Source organism: Pseudomonas sp. MF6755 (assembly GCF_016405635.1).
Taxonomy (GTDB): Bacteria; Pseudomonadota; Gammaproteobacteria; order Pseudomonadales; family Pseudomonadaceae; genus Aquipseudomonas; species Aquipseudomonas haemolytica.
The window spans coordinates 134,533-150,503 of record NZ_JAEKDA010000018.1; the positions used below are offsets into that span (position 1 = coordinate 134,533).

A 15,971-nucleotide genomic window follows, 5' to 3' on the forward strand; every position below is an offset into this window, starting at 1 on the left:
AGAGAATGCATATCGCCCGCTCGGAACAGCCATTTCTTGCAACTTGCATGGTTTTAGTAAGTTCAATTTAATTAACTTATTGAAAAATAAAGACTTTAATTTTTGCTTCAACTGGCATGGTGCCTGCACTGTCCTTTTTGAGACTTGTAACACCATTTTTCATGCCTGGAGCAAAAAAACAATGATCACATCCTCATCCACGCTGCAAGAGTCAAGCACGCTCTCCGGGGTTTCCTGGGGGGCGATATTCGCTGGGGCCGCTGCGGCCGCTGCCTTGTCATTGATACTGGTGTTGCTGGGCTTCGGCCTGGGCTTTTCGGCGGTATCGCCGTGGGCCGACAGCGGCATCAGTGCCAAGGGCCTTGGCATTTCCACGATTGTCTGGCTTGCCTTTACCCAGATTGTCGCATCGGGCCTGGGCGGCTACATCGCCGGCCGGTTGCGGGTGAAGTGGGCCAATATGCATGGCGATGAGGTGTACTTTCGCGACACCGCCCATGGCTTCCTGGCCTGGGCAGTGGCTACGCTGGTCACCGCGATGCTGGTAGTCGGTTCGGTCAGCAGCGTGGTCAGTGGCGGTGTGAAAGCCGGTGCCAGCGTTGCTTCGGGTGCCGCGAGCGGCCTGACCCAAGCGGCCGGCAGCGTGGCCAAAGGCGCCGACAGCGGTGATTTTGGCTACTACGTCGACAGCCTGTTCCGCGATGATCGCCCGGCCGCGGTCAGCGACGACGCCGCTCACGCTGTCGTCGGTCGTATCTTCGCCCGTACCTTGAGCAATGATGGCCAACTCGCCGCCGAAGACCGTACCTACCTGGCCCAGTTGATCAGCCAGCGCACCAACCTCAGCCAGGCCGATGCCGAAGCGCGTATCGACAAAGTCTACGGCGATGCCCGCAAAGCTATCGAAGACGCCAAGGTCAAGGCCAAGCAGGCTGCTGACACTGCCGCAAAAGTCGCAGCCTATACCTCGCTGTGGACCTTCGTGGCGCTGTTGATCGGTGCGTTCTTCGCCAGCTTCGCCGCTACTTTTGGCGGTCGCCGCCGGGATGCCGTGGTGTATGTCGAAACCGAAAACTACGTTCGTTAATTCAAGGCCCATTCATTTAAGGAAAGCATCATGCGCTCATTACTGCTGTGGTTCCTCGGCGTGCCGATTCCGGTGATCATCCTGATCGCGATCTTCATGCACTAAACCTGAGACTGTCTCGATAAAGAGTGGGAGGGAATTTGTTCCCTCCCACTTTTCGTTGTGCGCAACATCAGCCAGGTGGTGACCAGCAATGCACTGGCAAGCGATGTCATGATCACCAACGGTGCTGAACTGCCGTCCGACAGCAGCCCGGTGACCCAACTGCTCACCGCCGTGACAAACATCTGGATAAAAAAGAACAGCCCCGACGCCGTGCCGGCGATCGCCCCATAAGGCTGCAACACAGACAACTGGCAGGCAGGCATCGTCAGGCCCACCGACACCATGATCACCACCATCGGCAATACAATCGCCAGCCACTCTTGCGCCATCAGTGTCGTGGCCGTGGCGAGCAGGATGCTGCCCAGCACATTCAGGCCGATGGCGACGCTGATCAAGCGGTCTGCCTCGAACCGCGCCACCAGGCGTCGGAACAGGTTGGCACCGAGCATGTAGCCGCTGATCGTCGCGGCAAACACCAGGGCGTAGGCAGTCGGCGACAAATCAAAGCCCCGCTGCAGCAACGCCGAAGACTCGCTGATAAACGGAAAGTACGTGCTGTACACGCAGCCAATCGCCAAGGCGTAGCGCAGGAAATAGCGATCACGCAGCAGTTGACTGTAAATGCGCAGCACGTTGGCGGGCGGTGCAGCGGCTACTTCCGGCGGGCGTGTTTCAGGCAAGCGGCGCTGGACCACCAGGCACAGCACGCTGCCGACCACCCCGAGCAACACAAACAAGCCACGCCACCCCAAAAGCGGCAACAACACGCTGCCGAGCACCGGCGCGGCCATGGGCGACACGGCCATCGCCATGGAGATCAACCCCAACAGGCGCGCCTGCTCATGCCGGTCAAAATAATCGCGCACGATCACCCGGCCAATCACCGTGGTGCAGCACCCGCCCAGCGCCTGGAACAGCCGCGCAATGACCAGCACGCCCAGGCTGTCGGCCAGTGCGCAGGTGATGGTTGCCAGCACATACATCGTCAGCCCGGCCAGTAACACCGGGCGTCGGCCGAAGCGGTCGGTGAGCGGGCCGCTGACCAGCAAGGAAATGGCCGAGCCGAGGGTGTACAGGGTCAGGACCAATTGCAACTGGCTGTCTGAGGTCTGGAAGTAGTCGGCCATGGCGGGCATGGCGGGTAAGTGCAGGTCCAGGGTGAGACGCGGCAGGCCCACCAGGACCGTCAGCAGGGTCAGCCAGAACCAGGGTGCGAGTAGGCGTTGAGTCATGGGCGGGTTTCTTCGCAAGGAGTCGAGCTCGGACTCTAGCGGCTTTGTGGTTTAATCCTGAGAACCACTTAGGCCTGGAATGACTGGACCACTATGAGCCGAGGAAAAGCCGCCTCCAACCTTGACCTGCCGCGCCCCGATACGCTGGACGTAGGGAAGCAGCAGGGCGCCTACGAGGCGCTGCGCAGTGCGATCCTGACTCGGCAGTTGCCGGCGGGCAGCCGTTTGCCGTCGACCCGCAGCCTGGCCGAGCGTTGGCAGGTGTCACGCGGCACCCTTGAAGCCGCGTTCGAGCGTTTGCATGGCGAAGGCTATGTGCAACGCGTGGCTGGATCCGGGACGCGAGTGTGCGCAGTGATCCCCGAGCAATTCATCGCGGCCCCGGCGGCGGCGCAACCCGTGCGCCGACCGGTCGAACCCGATCCTCCTCACGCCGGCGTACAAAGCCACGTGCCCTTTGTGGCACGACGCCCGGATGCCAGCCTGTTCGACCTCAAGGCCTGGGCACGTTGCATCTCCCGCGGGCTGCTGGCGGCAGGCCCCGGCGTACTGGAGGCCGCGCACCCGGGTGGGCTGCCGACCTTGCGTGAACAGATTGCGGATTACCTGCGCAGCTATCGCGGCATGCACTGCGAGGCGGACGAAGTGATCGTCACCACGGGCATTCGCCATGGCCTCGACCTGATCGCCCGCACGCTGCTTCAGCCGGGTGACACGGCCTGCGTCGAGGACCCCGGCTACACACCGGCGCAACGGCTGTTCAGCCTGGCCGGGGCGCAGGTGCAGGCGATCCCGGTCACTGCCGAAGGGCTCGATACTACCCGGCTCCCTGAGTACGCACGGCTGGCCTATGTCACCCCCGCACACCAGGCGCCGCTGGGCGTGACCCTGTCGGTGTCGCACCGCTTGGCGTTGCTGGACTGGGCCAGCCGTGCCGATGCCTGGGTGGTCGAGGACGACTATGACAGCGAGTACAACTACAACAGCGCGCCGCTGGCGGCGCTCAAATCCCTGGACTCGAACAACCGCGTGATCTATTGCGGCAGCTTCAACAAGAACCTGTTTCCGGGCTTGCGGGTCGGCTTCATGGTGGTGCCCAAGGTTGTGCGCCCGGCACTGCTGCGCACCTTGCAACTGACCGGGCATTCAGTGGGCGCAACCGATCAGTTGGGCCTGGTGGAGTTTCTTGGCAGTGGTGCATTCGTTCGGCATTTGCGCGCTTCGCGCCAGGCGTATCAGGCGCGGCGTGATGCCTTGCTCGCCTGCCTGCCGGAGGGCGTCACGGTCAGTGGCCAGCAGGCCGGGCTGCATTGCGTGTTGTGGTTGCCGGCCGGGGTGCAAGAGGCGGATTTCTGCGCCCGCGCCGCCAACGCCGGGCTGAGCTTGCAACCGCTGGGCAAGTTCTGTGTCGATGTGACGTTGCCGCCCGCCGTGATTATCGGCTACACCGCGTTGACCCTCGCGCAGATCCGTTTCCACGGCCGGGCCCTGGCGCAATTACTGTAGGAGCGAACCTGCTCGCGAAGATCGTTAACGATAACGCGTGCATCCTGGATGATCGCAGTGCCTTTGGTTTTTTCGCGAGCAAGCTCGCTCCTACAGGTGGCGCCCCTCAGTCGTCGAAACCGACCTGCTCGTGAATCTCATCCACTTTCAATTCCAACCGATACGCCACCGCAATAAACAACGCCTGGCACAGGCACAAGGTGGCGCTCAATGAGCGGAAGGCAAACGAGGAGCCTTCATTCACCAACAGCACCGCATTCGCACGCTTGGCCAGGGGCGACAGGTTGCTGTCGGTGATGATCAGGGTCTTGGCCTGATGATGCTGGGCGATGCGCAGGCAGTGCTGTGTCTCTTTGCCGTAGGGCGTGAAGCTGATCGCAATCACCAGGTCATTGGCGCGCACACTGCGCATCTGCTCGCGGTAACTGCCGCCGAGGCCGGAGATCAGGTGGATGCGCTTGTTGGTGTGCTGCAGGTTGTAGACCAGGTAGTCGGCCACTGCGAAGGAACGGCGCACACCGACCACGTAGATGTTGTCGGCATTGACCACCAGGTCTACGGCTTTTTCGAAAGCGCTATCGTCCAGCTCCAGGCCCAGGCGTTCGATGCCCGAGAGGGTAGCGTTGACGCATTCGCGCGCCAGGTCGCCGCCGCTGGCCTTCTGCGACTTGTTGGCGATCATGCTGCGGATGCGCTGCTGGTAGTTCTGCACCGGCGTGGTCTTGTGCGTATACGCCTCGCGAAACAGCGCCTGCATCTCACTGAACCCACTGAAGCCGAAACGCTGGGAAAACCGCACGATGGCCGAGGGGTGCACTTCGCACTCGCGGGCAATGTCGCTGATGCGGTCGACCATGATCCGGTCGCTCTGCTGGCTCATGTAGCTGGCAATGCGCTTGAGCTGACGCGGCAGGCTCTCGTATTCGTCGGTGATCAGCTGCAACAGGCGTTCGGCATTGATCGGCGGGCTGGCGACAGTTTCTTCCAGGGGGGGCTCGGGATCGGTGCGAGACATGGGCAATCCTTCTGGCGTGTTCGTCTGATGCGCTGATGAGTGGCGCAAGTCTACAGGGTAGGCGCAAAAAAATACCTCGGCATCACGGCCCGCGTGGCCTGCTGAAACGATGCACGAGCGTTGGCTTGCCCCTATGCTGACGTATTGGAAAAAATATTCCACTAAAAATAATTATGGAATAAATATTGATTGCCGCCGTTGGACGTTCTAGTCTGCTCCCACCAAGAGCGTTTGCCGTCGCCACGGCGGCACAACGCAGGCTGATAAAAATAACAGGAGCCAGCATGGGCCAGACTCGTTTTGCCAGTGGGCGTCAATTGGATCTGATTTGCCTCGGGCGCCTGGGCGTCGACCTCTATGCGCAGCAAGTCGGTGCGCGGCTCGAGGACGTGTCCAGCTTCGCCAAGTACCTCGGCGGTTCCTCCGCCAATATCGCCTTCGGCACCGCCAGGCTAGGGCTCAAGTCGGCGATGCTGAGCCGGGTGGGCGACGACCATATGGGCCGTTTTCTGGTGGAATCCCTGGCTCGCGAAGGCTGCGATGTCAGCGGCATCAAGGTCGACCCGGAGCGCCTCACTGCCCTGGTGCTGTTGGGCCTCAAGGACCGCGAAACCTTTCCTTTGGTGTTCTACCGTGAAAACTGCGCCGACATGGCCCTGCGCGCCGAAGACATCAGCGAAGCCTTTATTGCCTCCAGCAAAGCGCTGCTGATCACCGGCACGCATTTCTCCACCGACGGCGTGTACAAGGCCAGCATCCAGGCCCTGGACTACGCCGCCAGGCACAACGTCAAACGCGTGCTGGACATCGACTACCGCCCGGTACTGTGGGGCCTGGCGGGCAAGGCCGATGGCGAAACCCGTTTCGTCGCCGACCAGAATGTCAGCCAGCATGTGCAGACAATCCTGCCGCGTTTTGACCTGATCGTTGGCACTGAGGAAGAATTCCTTATCGCTGGCGGCAGTGAAGACCTGCTCACGGCCCTGCGCACCGTGCGTGAACTGACCCCGGCAACTTTGGTGGTCAAGCTCGGCCCCCAGGGCTGCACGGTCATCCACGGCGCGATTCCTGCGCGGTTGGAGGACGGGGCGATTTACCCCGGTGTGCGCGTTGAAGTGCTCAATGTGCTGGGGGCCGGCGATGCCTTCATGTCGGGCTTCCTCAGTGGCTGGATCAACGATGCCAGCGACGAACGTTGCAGCCAGTTGGCCAATGCCTGCGGCGGCCTGGTTGTCTCGCGCCACGCCTGCGCCCCCGCCATGCCGACGCCGGCCGAACTTGATTACCTGTTCAGCAGTCCAGTGCCCATCACCCGGCCGGATCAGGATGCAACCCTGCAACGCCTGCACCGCGTCACGGTGCCGCGCAAGGCTTGGAAGCAGCTGTTCGTGTTCGCCTTCGACCACCGTTGGCAACTGGTGGACCTGGCGCAAAAAGGCGGCCAGGATCCGGCGCGTATCAGCGCGATCAAGCAGTTGTTTATCCAGGCCATCGAGCGCGTGGAGCGCAAACTCGGCGAGCAGGGCGTCGAGGCTGACGTGGGCATGCTCGCCGACCAACGCTTCGGCCAGGATGCCCTCAACGCTGCCAGCGGTCGCGGCTGGTGGATCGCACGCCCGGTGGAAGTGCAGAACTCACGGCCCCTGGCGTTCGAACATGGCCGGTCGGTGGGCAGCAACCTGATTGCCTGGCCCCAGGAACAGATCATCAAGTGCCTGGTGCAATTCCATCCCGATGACGAGCCGATGCTGCGCCTGGAACAGGAAGCGCAGCTCAAGGCGGTTTACGAGGCGTCCATCGTGAGTGGGCATGAACTGTTGCTGGAAGTCATCCCGCCCAAGGATCACCCGTCCACTTACCCCGACGTGCTGTATCGCAGCCTCAAGCGCCTGTACAACCTGGGCATCTACCCGGCCTGGTGGAAGATCGAGGCGCAGTCGGCCGAAGACTGGAAAAAGCTCGACGAGCTGATTCAGGAGCGCGACCCGTACTGCCGTGGCGTGGTGCTGTTGGGCCTGAATGCGTCCCCTGAGTTTCTGGCTGACGGCTTCAAGCAGGCCAGTCAAAGCAGCACCTGCCGCGGGTTTGCCGTAGGCCGCACGATCTTCCAGGAACCGAGCCGGGCGTGGATGGCGGGGGAGATGGATGATGAGACGCTGATTGAGCAAGTACAGGCGACCTTCGAACAACTGATCAATGCCTGGCGCAGTTCCCGAACTTAGTCACACATTCCAAATGTTCAATGCAATCCAATGTGGGAGGGAGCAAGCCCCCTCCCACATAAAGCAGATCTCAGTGATACCTGAAAATAATAAAGGTGCAGCCATGCCCGCAATCCGAATTGGCATCAACCCGATCTCCTGGAGCAACGACGACCTCCCGGCCCTCGGCGGTGAAACCCCGCTGAGCACGGCCCTGAGCGAAGGCAAGGCCATCGGCTACGAAGGTTTCGAACTCAACGGTAAATTCCCCAAGGATGCCAAGGGCGTTGGCGACGTGTTGCGCCCCTACGACCTGGCCCTGGTCTCCGGCTGGTACTCCAGCCGCCTGGCCCGTCGCTCCGTGGCCGAGGAAATCGAGGCGATTGCCGGCCATGTCGAACTGCTCAAGCACAATGGCGCCTCGGTGCTGGTGTACGGCGAAGTCGCCGACTCGATCCAGGGTTCATACGTGCGCCTGATCGAACGCCCGCGTTTTCACAGTGAGCAGGCCTGGCAAGACTACGCCGACAAACTCACCGAACTGGCGTGCTTCACCTTGTCCCAGGGCGTGCGCCTGGCTTACCACCACCATATGGGCGCTTACGTCGAATCCCCCGAAGACATTGACCAGCTTATGAAGCGAACGGGCCCGGAAGTCGGCCTGCTGTTCGATTCGGGCCACTGCTACATGGGCGGCGGCGAGCCCATTGAGGTGTTGCGCAAACATATCGACCGCGTCTGCCACGTGCATTTCAAGGACGTGCGCAAACCTGTGGTACAGCTGGCGCGCAACCAGATGTGGAGCTTCCCCGATTGCATCGTCAACGGCACCTTCACCGTGCCCGGCGATGGCGATATCGACTTTGCGCCGCTGCTGGACGTGCTGATCGCGGCTAACTACCAAGGTTGGTTGGTGGTGGAAGCCGAGCAGGACCCGGCCGTGGCGCCCAGCTATATCTATGCGAAAAAGGGTTATGACACCTTGCGTGCGCTTCTTTGCGAGAGGACTTGAGTGATGAGCTTGTTGGTCAAAAGCAGCAAACGTGGACAAACCATGGTCGCCCTGGAAGCCGGGCGCCTGGAGTACGTAGGCTTTGCCGCCTACCGCCTGAGCTTGGGCGAAACCTTGCCGGTCAGCGCGGGCGATCAAGAGCTGTGCCTGGTGTTGCTCAGCGGTCGGGTGACTATCGAAGGCGCGGGCTTCAGTTGGCAGAACCTCGGTGATCGCCAGTCGGTGTTCGAAGACAAATCACCGTTCGCCGCCTACCTGCCGCCCGGCACTGATGCCCAGGTCACCGCCTTGAGCGACGTACAGATCGCTGTTTGCGCTGCGCCGGGCGCCCAGGGTTTCGCCCCGCGTCTGATCCGCCCTGAGCAGTGCAAGCGCAGCGTACGTGGTAAAGGTGCCAACACCCGCTATGTGTGCGACATCCTGCCTGACAGCGAGCCGGCCCATTCGCTGCTGGTGGTGGAAGTGCGCACGCCGTCGGGGCATTCCTCCAGCTACCCGCCGCACAAGCACGACACCGACGACCTGCCGCACCAGAGCTTTCTGGAGGAGACCTACTACCACCAGGTCAACCCACCCCAGGGCTTCGTGTTCCAGCGCGTGTACACCGACGACCGCAGCATCGACCAGGCCATGGCCGTGGAAAACAGCGACCTGGTGGTGGTACCCAAGGGCTATCACCCGGTCAGTGTGCCGTATGGCTACGAGTCTTATTACCTCAACGTGATGGCCGGCCCCAAGCGCGCCTGGCATTTCCATAACGACCCGCAGCACAGCTGGCTGCTGGACCTCTAAGGGGCGCGACATGAGCACAACCCGACTGACCATGGCCCAGGCCCTGGTGAAATTCCTGGATAACCAATACATCGAAGTCGACGGCGTACAGAGCAAGTTTGTCGCCGGGGTGTTCACCATTTTTGGCCACGGCAATGTGTTGGGGCTCGGCCAGGCCCTGGAGCAGGACAGCGGTGACCTGGTGGTGCATCAGGGCCGCAACGAGCAAGGCATGGCCCACGCCGCCATCGGCTTTGCCAAGCAGCACCTGCGCCGCAAGATCTATGCGTGCACGGCGTCGGTGGGGCCCGGCGCGGCGAATATGCTCACTGCCGCCGCCACCGCCACGGCCAACCGTATCCCGTTGTTGCTGTTGCCTGGCGATGTCTACGCCAGCCGCCAGCCCGACCCGGTGTTGCAGCAAATCGAGCAGTTCCACGACTTGAGCATCAGCACCAACGATGCCTTCCGCTCTGTGAGCAAATACTGGGACCGCATCAACCGCCCTGAGCAACTGATGACCGCAGCGATCCACGCCATGCGCGTGCTCACCGACCCGGCGGAAACCGGCGCGGTGACCCTGGCCTTGCCCCAGGACGTGCAGGCCGAAGCCTGGGACTATCCCGACTACTTCCTGCAAAAGCGCGTGCACCGCATCGACCGGCGCCCGCCCACCAGCGCCATGCTTGACGATGCGCTCGCCGCCTTCCGGGGCAAGCGCAAACCGCTGATCATTTGCGGCGGCGGGGTGAAGTACTCGGGTGCGAACGCGGCGCTGCAAGCCTTTGCCGAGCGCTTTGCCATTCCCTTCGCGGAAACCCAGGCGGGCAAAAGTGCGGTGGTCTCCAGCCACCCGCTGAACGTTGGCGGCATCGGCGAGACCGGCTGCCTGGCGGCCAACCTGCTGGCGCCCGAGGCGGACCTGATCATCGGCATCGGCACCCGTTATACCGACTTCACTACCTCGTCCAAATCGCTGTTCAAGCATGCCGAGGTGAAGTTTCTCAACCTCAATATCAGCCCGTGCGACGCCTTGAAACTTGACGGCTTACAAGTGCTGGCAGATGCCAAAGTCGCCCTTGACGCGCTGGCCGATGCGCTGGGCGATTACCGCTCTGGCTGGGGTGAGCAAATCGCTGACGCCAAGGCGCAACTCGACGCCGAAGTGGACCGTGTGCATCAAGTGGAGTATCTGGGCGATGCGTTCGTCCCCGAAGTCGACGACCACCTGGACCGCGGTGTACTGCGTGAATTCATCGAACTGACCGGCTCATGCCTGACCCAAAGCCGTGTACTCGGCGTGCTCAATGACCGCCTGGCTGACGACGCAATCATCGTCGCCGCCGCTGGCAGCCTGCCCGGCGATTTGCAGCGTGCCTGGCGCAGCAAAGGCGTCAACACCTACCACGTCGAATACGGCTATTCGTGCATGGGCTACGAGATCAACGCCGCCCTGGGTGTGAAGCTGGCCGAACCGACCAAGGAGGTCTACGCGCTGGTCGGTGATGGCTCTTACATGATGCTGCATTCGGAGCTGGCCACCTCGATCCAGGAGCGCCGCAAGATCAACGTGGTGCTGCTCGACAACATGGCCTTCGGCTGCATCAATAACCTGCAGATCGGCAATGGCATGGACAGTTTCGGCACCGAGTTCCGCTACCGCAACCCCGAGAGCGGCAAGCTCGACGGCGGCCTGGTGCCGGTGGATTTCGCCATGAGTGCGGCGGCCTATGGCTGCAAGACCTACAAGGTCAGCAGCGTGGAACAGCTCGAAGCGGCTTTGGCCGATGCGCGCACGCAGACCGTCTCGACCCTGATCGATATCAAGGTGCTGCCCAAGACCATGATCCACGGCTACCTGTCTTGGTGGCGGGTGGGTGTAGCGCAGGTGTCCACCAGTGAACGCACCAACGCCGCGGCAAAAAAACTCAATGAACAGCTGGCCAAGGCCCGGCAGTACTAATAACAAGAGGAGTGTTTGCATGTCTTTGAAGCTTGGAGTGATCGGTACGGGCGCCATTGGCCGGGACCATATCCGTCGTTGCAGCCAGACCTTGCTCAACAGCCAGGTGGTGGCGGTCACCGACATCAACCTTGAGCAGGCCGCCCAGGTAGTGGCGGACTTGAAGCTGGATGCCGAGGTGTACCCGGACGGCCATGCATTGATCAACTCGCCCCAGGTCGAAGCGGTATTGGTGACGTCGTGGGGTCCGAGCCACGAAGAGTTCGTACTGGCCGCCATCGCCGCCGGTAAACCGGTGTTCTGTGAAAAACCCCTGGCGGTGACGGCCGCTGGCTGCCGCAAGATCGTCGAGGCTGAAGTGGCCCACGGCAAGCGCTTGGTGCAAGTGGGCTTCATGCGCCCCTACGACGAAGGCTATCGCGCCCTCAAGGCAGTGATCGACAGCGGCCAGATCGGCGAACCGTTGATGCTGCACTGCGCACACCGCAACCCGACGGTGGGCGAGAACTACGACACGGGCATGGCGATCACCGACACCCTGATCCACGAGTTGGACGTGTTGCGTTGGCTGCTCAACGATGACTACGTGTCGGTGCAAGTGGTGTTCCCGCGCAAGACCAGCAAGGCCCTGGCGCACCTGCGCGATCCGCAGATCGTGCTGCTGGAAACCGCCAAGGGCACGCGTATCGATGTGGAAGTGTTTGTGAACTGCCAATACGGCTACGACATCCAGTGCGAAGTGGTGGGGGAGACCGGCATCGCCAAATTGCCGGAGCCGTCCCAGGTGCAACTGCGCAGTGGCGCGAAACTGTCCAACGCGATCCTGATGGACTGGAAGGACCGCTTCATCGGCGCCTATGACGTGGAGTTGCAGGCGTTTATCGACAGCGTGCGGGCAGGGCAGGTCGGTGGCCCGTCGGCGTGGGATGGGTTTGCCGCGGCGGTAGCGGCGGATGCGTGTATTGAAGCGCAGGGCAGTGGGCAGATTGTGCCGGTGAGCTTGCCGGATCGCCCGCAGTTCTACGGCTGACCCCAATTTCACAGGTGGAACCTGGTCAATGTGGGAGGGGGCAAGCCCCCTCCCACATGTGGATTGGGTTTCCAGTTCAAGAAGGAGTTGATTCATGCGAATCGGACTAGTCGGCTACGGCCACGGCGGGCGCTTTTTTCATGCGCCGCTGATAGCAACCCTGCCTGGCGCAACCTTTGTCGGGGTGGTGACTCGCTCACCCGAACGCCGCCAGCAATTGAGTTCCGACCTGCCAGGAGTGAAGGCGTTTGACTCCATCGGACAGATCGTCGAAGCCGGTGTCGACGCTCTGGTCATCTGCACCACGCTTAAAGGCCGCCCTGCATTAGTCCTCGAAGCCATCGAACACGGCGTAGCCGTGGTCAGTGACAAGCCCTTTGCCTCGAACGCCGAACAAGCCCAAGCCTTGATCACCGCTGCCGAGCGCCAAGGCTCGCTGCTCAGCGTCTACCAGAACCGGCGCTGGGACTCGGATTACTTAACTCTGCGCAAACTCATCGACGCCGGCGCCCTGGGCACCATTACCCGATTTGAATCCCGCGTAGAGCGCTACAGCCCGCAGGCTGTGGGCAATGCCAGTGGCGGTGGATGGCTGCGTGACCTGGGCAGCCATCTCGTGGATCAGGCGTTGCAACTGTTCGGCCCGGTGGATCAGGTGTTCGCCCAACTGCAATACACCCCGGAACACCCCACCGTGGACCACGGCTTCTTTGTTTCCCTGACCCATGCCAACGGCGTGATCTCTCACCTGTGGGGCAGCGCCTTGCAGAACAGCCAGGCGCCACGGTTTCGGGTCAGCGGCACGTTGGGTTGCTACACCGTGGAAGGTCTGGACGGCCAGGAAGACGCGCTGATGGCCGGCAAATCGCCGAAAACCGAAGGTGAGCATTGGGGCTTTGAGGAGCACCGACGCTGGGGCTGGTTCGAGCAAGGGCCGGAACGTGAGCGGGTGCCGTCGGAGAAGGGCTGCTGGAACCAGTTCTATCGGCAGTTGCAAGTGGCCGTGCAAGGCCAGGGGCCGCTGCCTGTAAGCGCCTATGACGCGCTGGAAACCACCCGTATATTGGACGCCGCACGCCTGAGCGCCGAGCGCCAGCAGGTGGTTTGGACAAAAATAGAATAAAATTCTAAAACAGGTTGATATGGAAATTATTTTCTAATACAGTCTTTTCCAGGTTGCATAAAGTACGTCTCGGATACGGTTGGGACGGCTCGACAAAAACAAGATCAAAAACAACCAGGTACCGTCAGATGAAAATCTTCAACGCTGTACTGCGAGTTTTACGCCCCGCCCAAGCGCCACGCGCACTGCCCCGCGCCCGGCCGTTCTACTTCTCCTTCCTTAATGTGCTGTGCGTCGAAAACCAAGGCGCGCTGGTGTGCTGCATTCCAGGCGCGCCGTTGGTTCGTGTGCCCGCCGAGTCCTGATAAACGCAACGTCCAGAAAACCAACAAGAAAGTGGAGACAGACCGTTCATGAAGACCCCGATCCGTTTTACTGCGCTGGCCCTGTGCATGTTACTGGGCAGCGGTTTTGCCATGGCTGCCGATCTGAAGATCGGCGTGAGTATGTCGCAGTTCGATGACACCTACTTGACCAACGTGCGTGAGTACATGGACAAGCAAGCCAAGTCCTATCCCAAGGGTGATGGGGTGCAATTGCAGTTCGAGGACGCCCGCGCCGACGTGGTCAAGCAACTGAGCCAGGTCGAGAACTTTATCAGCCAGAAAGTCGACGCCATCATCGTTAACCCGGTGGACACGGCGTCTACGGCGCGGATCAGCAAGTCGGCGATCGAAGCCGGGATCCCGCTGGTGTACGTCAACCGTCGGCCTGACCAGAAAGACTTGCCCAAAGGTGTGGCTGCTGTGACTTCCGATGATGAAGAAGCCGGCAAGCTGCAGATGCAGTACGTCGCCGACAAACTTGGTGGCAAGGGCAAGATCGTGATCCTGCTGGGCGACTTGGCGAACAACTCCACTACCAACCGTACCAAGGGGATCAAGGCCGTCCTGGCCAACTACCCAGACATCAAGATCGAGCAGGAGCAGACCGGCATCTGGTTGCGTGACAAGGGCATGACCCTGGTCAACGATTGGTTGACCCAGGGCCGTGAATTCAATGCGGTGCTCGCCAACAACGATGAAATGGCCATTGGTGCAGCCATGGCGTTGAAGTCGGCCGGAACCAAACCGGGCAGCGTATTGATTGCGGGTGTCGACGGCACACCGGATGGCTTGAATGCGATCACCAAGGGCGAAATGACTGTGTCGGTGTTCCAGGACGCCAAGGGCCAGGCAGTCGGCTCGTTGGAGGCGGCCCGCAAGATGGCGAAGAGCGAGACGATCGAACAGAACATTGTCATCCCGTTCCAGTTGATCACCCCGGACAACGTCAAAGACTTCAAGTAGCCCTGACATAACAACAATAAGCCGGCAGGGCGGTTACGATCGCCCTGCAGATGGAGTACCTCCCTATGCTTGCTCAAGCCGCTGTCTCGCAGCCCCCGGGCATCCAGCCGCTGGCGCTGGACGAACCCTACCTGCTGGAAATCCTCAACATCAGCAAAGGCTTTCCCGGCGTCGTGGCCCTGGACGATGTGCAACTGCGGGTGCGCCCTGGCACGGTACTGGCGTTGATGGGCGAGAACGGTGCGGGCAAGTCGACGCTGATGAAGATCATCGCCGGCATCTACCAGCCGGACGCCGGCGAAATCCGCCTGCGTGGCAGGCCCATCACCTTCGAGACACCGCTGGCGGCGCAGAAGGCGGGGATCGCGATGATCCACCAGGAGCTCAACCTGATGCCCCATATGAGCATCGCCGAGAATATCTGGATCGGCCGCGAGCAGCTCAACAGCCTGCACTTGGTCAACCACCGCGAAATGCACCGCTGCACAGCCGAGTTGCTGGCGCGCCTGCGCATCAACCTCGACCCGGAAGAACAGGTCGGCAACCTGAGCATCGCCGAACGGCAGATGGTCGAGATTGCCAAGGCCGTGTCCTACGACTCCGACATCCTGATCATGGATGAACCGACCTCGGCCATTACCGACAAGGAAGTCGCCCACCTGTTTTCGATCATTGCCGACCTCAAGTCCCAGGGCAAAGGCATCGTCTACATCACGCACAAAATGAACGAAGTGTTTGCCATCGCCGATGAAGTGGCGGTGTTCCGTGACGGGCAGTACATCGGCCTGCAACGTGCCGACAGCATGAACAGCGACAGCCTGATCGCGATGATGGTGGGGCGTGAGTTGAGCCAGTTGTTCCCGGTGCGTGAGACGCCTATTGGTGACCTGCTGCTGTCGGTGCGCGACTTGAGCCTGGACGGTGTGTTCAAGGACGTGTCGTTCGACCTGCACGCCGGGGAGATCCTCGGCATCGCCGGCTTGATGGGCTCGGGGCGCACCAACGTGGCAGAGACCATTTTTGGCATCACCCCAAGCACCCGCGGGCAAATCACCCTCGACGGCAAGGCGGTGCGCATCAGCGACCCGCACATGGCCATCGAGAAGGGCTTTGCGCTGTTGACCGAGGACCGCAAGCTCAGTGGCCTGTTCCCGTGCCTGTCGGTGCTGGAGAACATGGAGATGGCGGTGCTGCCGCACTATTCGGGCAACGGCTTTATCCAGCAAAAAGCCCTGCGCGTCCTGTGTGAAGACATGTGCAAGAAGCTGCGGGTGAAAACCCCGTCCCTGGAGCAATGCATCGACACCTTGTCCGGCGGCAACCAGCAAAAGGCCTTGCTGGCACGCTGGCTGATGACCAAACCACGCCTGCTGATCCTCGATGAGCCAACCCGCGGTATCGACGTGGGTGCCAAGGCTGAGATCTATCGCTTGATCTCCTTCCTCGCCAGCGAAGGCATGGCGGTGATCATGATTTCCTCTGAGCTGCCCGAAGTGCTCGGCATGAGCGACCGGGTGATGGTGATGCACGAAGGTGAGCTGATGGGCACCCTGGATCGCGCTGAGGCCACCCAGGAAAAAGTCATGCAGTTGGCTTCCGGTATGACCGCGGTCCACTGATCTACAGAATAAGAAGGT

At 61.3% G+C, this 15,971-nt stretch carries 13 protein-coding genes; 11 read left to right on the top strand and 2 right to left on the bottom strand.

What is annotated here, in order from left to right; genetic code table 11:
• Positions 1-181: 181 nt before the first annotated feature.
• A complete protein-coding gene (locus JFT66_RS23315; protein ID WP_034120037.1) occupies positions 182-1,087 on the top strand; it encodes a hypothetical protein in 906 nt (301 codons plus the stop codon).
• Between the two features lie 101 nt (positions 1,088-1,188).
• Here JFT66_RS23315 and JFT66_RS23320 read toward each other — a convergent pair whose 3' ends face one another.
• The gene (locus JFT66_RS23320) at positions 1,189-2,424 is read right to left on the bottom strand and encodes a multidrug effflux MFS transporter (protein ID WP_198860268.1); all 1,236 of its coding nucleotides are present in this window, start codon (positions 2,422-2,424) and stop codon (positions 1,189-1,191) included.
• Positions 2,425-2,517: 93 nt separating this feature from the next.
• Here JFT66_RS23320 and pdxR point away from each other — a divergent pair, with 93 nt between their 5' ends.
• On the top strand, positions 2,518-3,930 hold the full coding sequence (gene pdxR / locus JFT66_RS23325; protein ID WP_034120035.1) for a MocR-like pyridoxine biosynthesis transcription factor PdxR: 1,413 nt from the start codon (positions 2,518-2,520) through the stop codon (positions 3,928-3,930).
• A 106-nt stretch (positions 3,931-4,036) separates the two neighbouring features.
• On the opposite strand, the gene JFT66_RS23330 is transcribed toward pdxR, so the two are convergent.
• Positions 4,037-4,945 (bottom strand): MurR/RpiR family transcriptional regulator, encoded by a 909-nt coding sequence (locus tag JFT66_RS23330; RefSeq protein ID WP_034120034.1) that lies wholly within the window; start codon positions 4,943-4,945, stop codon positions 4,037-4,039.
• 284 nt (positions 4,946-5,229) lie between these two features.
• Between JFT66_RS23330 and JFT66_RS23335 the strand changes: the two genes are divergently transcribed.
• The 9 genes from JFT66_RS23335 (at position 5,230) to JFT66_RS23375 (ending at position 15,953) form a co-directional block, all read left to right on the top strand.
• On the top strand, positions 5,230-7,167 hold the full coding sequence (locus tag JFT66_RS23335) for a bifunctional 5-dehydro-2-deoxygluconokinase/5-dehydro-2-deoxyphosphogluconate aldolase (protein WP_198860269.1): 1,938 nt from the start codon (positions 5,230-5,232) through the stop codon (positions 7,165-7,167).
• Positions 7,168-7,270: 103 nt separating this feature from the next.
• Complete coding sequence (gene iolE / locus JFT66_RS23340; RefSeq protein ID WP_198860270.1) at positions 7,271-8,158, top strand: myo-inosose-2 dehydratase; 888 nt, start codon at positions 7,271-7,273, stop codon at positions 8,156-8,158.
• 3 nt (positions 8,159-8,161) lie between these two features.
• Positions 8,162-8,950 (top strand): 5-deoxy-glucuronate isomerase, encoded by a 789-nt coding sequence (gene iolB, locus JFT66_RS23345; RefSeq protein ID WP_034120031.1) that lies wholly within the window; start codon positions 8,162-8,164, stop codon positions 8,948-8,950.
• A gap of 10 nt (positions 8,951-8,960) precedes the next feature.
• Positions 8,961-10,892: a 3D-(3,5/4)-trihydroxycyclohexane-1,2-dione acylhydrolase (decyclizing) gene (gene iolD / locus JFT66_RS23350; protein ID WP_153838319.1), complete on the top strand. Its 1,932-nt coding sequence runs from the start codon at positions 8,961-8,963 to the stop codon at positions 10,890-10,892.
• A gap of 19 nt (positions 10,893-10,911) precedes the next feature.
• Positions 10,912-11,922 (top strand): Gfo/Idh/MocA family protein, encoded by a 1,011-nt coding sequence (locus JFT66_RS23355; RefSeq protein ID WP_198860271.1) that lies wholly within the window; start codon positions 10,912-10,914, stop codon positions 11,920-11,922.
• 94 nt (positions 11,923-12,016) lie between these two features.
• Positions 12,017-13,045 carry a Gfo/Idh/MocA family protein gene (locus JFT66_RS23360; RefSeq protein WP_034120028.1) on the top strand — a complete coding sequence of 343 codons (1,029 nt, stop codon included), beginning with the start codon at positions 12,017-12,019 and terminating at the stop codon, positions 13,043-13,045.
• Positions 13,046-13,173: 128 nt separating this feature from the next.
• Positions 13,174-13,350 (top strand): hypothetical protein, encoded by a 177-nt coding sequence (locus tag JFT66_RS23365; protein WP_167524299.1) that lies wholly within the window; start codon positions 13,174-13,176, stop codon positions 13,348-13,350.
• 48 nt (positions 13,351-13,398) lie between these two features.
• On the top strand, positions 13,399-14,334 hold the full coding sequence (locus tag JFT66_RS23370; RefSeq protein WP_198860272.1) for a sugar ABC transporter substrate-binding protein: 936 nt from the start codon (positions 13,399-13,401) through the stop codon (positions 14,332-14,334).
• 65 nt (positions 14,335-14,399) lie between these two features.
• A complete protein-coding gene (locus JFT66_RS23375; RefSeq protein ID WP_198860273.1) occupies positions 14,400-15,953 on the top strand; it encodes a sugar ABC transporter ATP-binding protein in 1,554 nt (517 codons plus the stop codon).
• The last annotated feature ends 18 nt before the right edge of the window (positions 15,954-15,971 follow it).

What these genes read in the sequence shown, in the direction of transcription:
- JFT66_RS23315 (WP_034120037.1), top strand. Translation starts at nt 182, where the DNA reads ATGATCACATCCTCATCCACGCTGCAAGAGTCAAGCACGCTCTCCGGG.
- iolE (WP_198860270.1), top strand. Translation starts at nt 7,271, where the DNA reads ATGCCCGCAATCCGAATTGGCATCAACCCGATCTCCTGGAGCAACGAC.
- iolD (WP_153838319.1), top strand. Translation starts at nt 8,961, where the DNA reads ATGAGCACAACCCGACTGACCATGGCCCAGGCCCTGGTGAAATTCCTG.
- pdxR (WP_034120035.1), top strand. Translation starts at nt 2,518, where the DNA reads ATGAGCCGAGGAAAAGCCGCCTCCAACCTTGACCTGCCGCGCCCCGAT.
- JFT66_RS23320 (WP_198860268.1), bottom strand. Translation starts at nt 2,424, where the DNA reads ATGACTCAACGCCTACTCGCACCCTGGTTCTGGCTGACCCTGCTGACG.
- JFT66_RS23355 (WP_198860271.1), top strand. Translation starts at nt 10,912, where the DNA reads ATGTCTTTGAAGCTTGGAGTGATCGGTACGGGCGCCATTGGCCGGGAC.
- JFT66_RS23365 (WP_167524299.1), top strand. Translation starts at nt 13,174, where the DNA reads ATGAAAATCTTCAACGCTGTACTGCGAGTTTTACGCCCCGCCCAAGCG.
- JFT66_RS23360 (WP_034120028.1), top strand. Translation starts at nt 12,017, where the DNA reads ATGCGAATCGGACTAGTCGGCTACGGCCACGGCGGGCGCTTTTTTCAT.
- iolB (WP_034120031.1), top strand. Translation starts at nt 8,162, where the DNA reads ATGAGCTTGTTGGTCAAAAGCAGCAAACGTGGACAAACCATGGTCGCC.
- JFT66_RS23330 (WP_034120034.1), bottom strand. Translation starts at nt 4,945, where the DNA reads ATGTCTCGCACCGATCCCGAGCCCCCCCTGGAAGAAACTGTCGCCAGC.
- JFT66_RS23375 (WP_198860273.1), top strand. Translation starts at nt 14,400, where the DNA reads ATGCTTGCTCAAGCCGCTGTCTCGCAGCCCCCGGGCATCCAGCCGCTG.
- JFT66_RS23370 (WP_198860272.1), top strand. Translation starts at nt 13,399, where the DNA reads ATGAAGACCCCGATCCGTTTTACTGCGCTGGCCCTGTGCATGTTACTG.
- JFT66_RS23335 (WP_198860269.1), top strand. Translation starts at nt 5,230, where the DNA reads ATGGGCCAGACTCGTTTTGCCAGTGGGCGTCAATTGGATCTGATTTGC.